The sequence below is a fragment of the Nocardioides panacihumi genome (genome assembly GCF_039530925.1).
Lineage (GTDB): Bacteria > Actinomycetota > Actinomycetes > Propionibacteriales > Nocardioidaceae > Nocardioides > Nocardioides panacihumi.
The window spans coordinates 100,819-104,185 of the sequence record NZ_BAAAPB010000004.1; the positions used below are offsets into that span (position 1 = coordinate 100,819).

The 3,367-nt window shown below is 75.6% G+C and carries 2 protein-coding genes; both read right to left on the minus strand.

Translation table 11 applies throughout. From position 1 onward, the window contains the following. Positions 1 to 31 precede the first annotated feature (31 nt). Positions 32 to 712 carry an AfsR/SARP family transcriptional regulator gene (locus ABD205_RS16500; protein ID WP_344046627.1) on the minus strand — a complete coding sequence of 227 codons (681 nt, stop codon included), beginning with the start codon at positions 710 to 712 and terminating at the stop codon, positions 32 to 34. Positions 713 to 776: 64 nt separating this feature from the next. After that, complete coding sequence (locus ABD205_RS16505) at positions 777 to 3,335, minus strand: ATP-binding protein (RefSeq protein WP_344046629.1); 2,559 nt, start codon at positions 3,333 to 3,335, stop codon at positions 777 to 779. Between the last annotated feature and the right edge of the window lie 32 nt (positions 3,336 to 3,367).

A 3,367-nucleotide genomic window follows, 5' to 3' on the forward strand; every position in this document is an offset into this window, starting at 1 on the left:
GCTCGCGTGCAAGGTTGCGCCGACTCGGCCGTCAACCGAGCTCGACGACCCGGCCGATGCCGCGGGCGGTGATGTTCGCGGCCACGTGGTGGAGCATCCGCAGCGACGCGGCGTCGGCTCCGGCCAGGTCGTCGATGACGAGCAGGAGGCCCCGCGACCGGCCGTGGTGGGCGGCGCCGACGAGGGTCCGAGCCGGGCCCGGGGCCTCGCCCGGGCCGGTCGTACGACCGGCGAGCTGCAGCAACCGGTCGCGCAGGGCTCCGAGCGCCTCGCGATGCGGCGCCAGCCACTCGGCGTACAGGTCCTCGGGGAGCAGCTCGGCGGCGTACGACGCGAGCACATCGGCCGCGGCGTCTGCCGTGCCTGTGGCGAGCGCCTGCTCGGCGCTGCGACGGAACTCGGACGCGTCGACCCGGACGTCGGCGTCCGGCAGCAGCATCACGCGGTCGAGCCGCAGGACGATCGCGTTCGGCCGGCCGATGGCCGTGCGGGCGTAGTGCGCCGCCTGGTGCAGCCGTGGCAGGGCGGCCGCCGGTGACAGCTCCGGCCAGAGCAGGTCGACGACCTGCTCACGGTGGAGCGCCCTCCCCTCACTGAGTGCGAGCAGCTTGACCACCGCGCTCGCGGCACGTCGCCGCCACGCACGATCCGCCACCGGCACGTCCGCGACGCGGACGGAGAAGCCGCCCAGCAGAGTGATGTCGACGCTCATGCCACCACTCTCGCGCGGCCGCGCCCCCCGCACATGGGTGACCTCCCCCCACATTGCGTTCCGGCTAGATCCCGGCCAGGTCGACGCGCGCGGCCGCGGTGCGCGACTCGACGCCGAGCTTGGTCAGGATCGCGGACACGTGGTGCTCAGCGGTCTTGGACGAGATGAACATCCGCTCGGCGATCTCGCCGTTCGTCAGGCCCTCCCGCAGCAGACGCAGCACCTGGAGCTCGCGGTCGGTCAGCCCGGACGGGTTCGCCGCCGTCGTACGACGCGGGCGCCGGGGCACCGGCACGTGGAGCCGCCGCAGCCGGTTGGCCGCCCGGTCGGCGTCGCCGCGGGCGCCGAGCTCGTCGAGCGTCGTGAGGGCGCCGACGAGCGACGTCGCGTCGCCGACCTCCGAGCGGGCCAGCGCGGCGTCGTACGTGCATCCCAGGCCGTCCCACAGCCGCGCCGCCTCCTCGGGGCGGCCGGCGACGAGAGCGGCGTACGGCGGCGCCGCCGCCGCGAGCCTGGGGTCGTCGGGGGAGAGCATCCCGGCCCGGACCAGCAGCCAGCCGAGCTCGCCGACGGCCCACGCGTGCTGGAGGGACGAGGCCTGCTCGAACACGTCGAGCACGCGGCCCGGCGGGGGAGCGGCGGCCGCCCACGCGGCCTCGGCGAGCCCCGCGGCAGCGGGCCAGAGCCGCTGGAGGTCGCCCGTCGGCTCCGCGAGCGCCCACGCGGTGTCGAGGTGGTCCCCGGGTGTGCCGAGCCGTACGTCGATCCGGCCGAGCGTCGTCTGGGCGACGATCCGGGTGACCACGTACGGCACGTCGGCCACCGACGAGGCCAGTGCGGCGGCCTCCCGGAAGTCGCCCTGCTCCAGCTCGACGCGCGAGAGCCAGGCGGTCGCGTAGCCCACGTAGATGTCGATGTCGCGGTCCCTGCTGTACGCGAGTGCCTGCTTCAGCCAGCGCCTGGCCTCGGCGTAGCGACGCACCTCGCCCGCCCCGCAGCCGAGGTTGACCAGGGTGAGGCCGGCGTGCTCGTCGTCCTGCATGGACTCGGCCAGGTCGTAGGCCTGCAGCATCATCCGCTCGGCGTCCCCGGGGTTGGTGAACCAGGACGCGGTCCCGACCGCGTGGAGCGACTGCGCGAGCCGTCGCTCGTCGCCGCGCCGCCGGGCGAGCTCGATCGCGCGGCGACCGGTCGTGATCGATGCCTCGATCTCGCGGGAGAGCATGTGGAACGTGCTGGCCATGGCGAGCGCCGCGAGCTCGCCGGCTCCTCCGGGCACGGCACTCGCGGCGTCGAGGGCCGCGTCGAGGGCACCGCGGGCGTCGGTGCCGCGCCCGCCCCGCCACAGCATCTGCGCATGGGCCGCGAGCTGCTGCGCCAGCACGTCCGGGTCGTCGAGGGTCCGCGCGTGCGCCACGGCGTCCTCCGACGACGACACCGCGCTGGCCACGTCGCCCCCGACGGTGAGCGCCTCCGCGCGTTCCCGGAGCACGTGCACGGCCTGGGTCGCGTCGAGGTGGTCGAGGTGGGCGGCCGCGCGCGAGAGGTGCACGCAGGCCTCCTGGCGCGCACGCTGGCGGCCGGCGGCGCGGGCGGCGCGGAGCCCGAACGTCACGGCCACCTGGTGGTCGCCGGCGAGGTCGGCGTGGTAGGCGATCGCCGCGTCGTGGCCGCCGGAGTCGGCGACGAGTGCGGCCAGCACAGCCGCGTGCCGGTCGCGGCGACGGGCGCCTGGGAGGGAGGCCTCGACCGCCTCGCGGCCCAGCTCGTGGCGGAACCGGACGGTGCGCCCGTCGGAGACGAGCAGGCCGGCTCGCTCAGCCTCCTCGACGTCGGCGGGGTCGGCCGGCCCGGCGGCGTACACCACGTCGAGCTCCGCGCGGTCCGGCACCACCGACACCGTCTCGACCGCGTGCCGCGCGCTCGGGGACAGCTGTGCGAGGCTCGCCAGCACCGTGTCGCGCACGGAGGCCGGGAGCCTTCCGTCCGGCGAGCCGACCAGCTGTGCGACGAAGAAGGCGTTGCCCCCGGTGACCTCGCGGACCCGGTCGGCGTCGAGCCTAGTCCCGGCGGTGAGCTCGGCGACCTCGCCGCTCGTCAGGGGAGGTACGACGACCCGCCGGCTGTCCGGGAGCGAGCCGAGGTGTCGCAGCACCTCGGCGACGCGCGGCCCGGCCGACGGCTCCTCGTCGCGCACGGTGATCAGCAGGGTGACCGGGCAGTCGGCCAGCCGGCGACCGAGGTAGACCAGCAGGTCGAGCGTCGCGTCGTCGGCCCAGTGCACGTCGTCGACGACCGCGACCGTCGGCTCGAGGCCGATCGCCCCGAGCGTCTCGATGAAGACGTCGTGCCGGGGGTCGTCACCGGCCAGGGCGGCCGCGACCCCGCCGCCGAGCGTCGCCGACCAGTCGTGAAGCGGCAGCAGTGGGCGCGTCGTCGCGAGAGGCTCGCACGCGCCCCAGAGCACTCGCTCCCGTCGGCCGGCGGCGAGCGTCCTGGCCAGCGTGGTCTTGCCGATTCCAGGCTCGCCCGACACGACGACGACCCTGCCGTGTCCGGCCGAGGCCTCGTCGACGAGCTCACCCAGCTGCCCGAGAAGAGCCGAGCGGGTTGCCGCTGGCACCCGATCATCCTAAGACGCCGAGTCGGCGCATC

Excerpts from the sequence above, each read along its gene's own strand:
- ABD205_RS16500 (WP_344046627.1), bottom strand. The coding sequence starts at position 712 with ATGAGCGTCGACATCACTCTGCTGGGCGGCTTCTCCGTCCGCGTCGCG.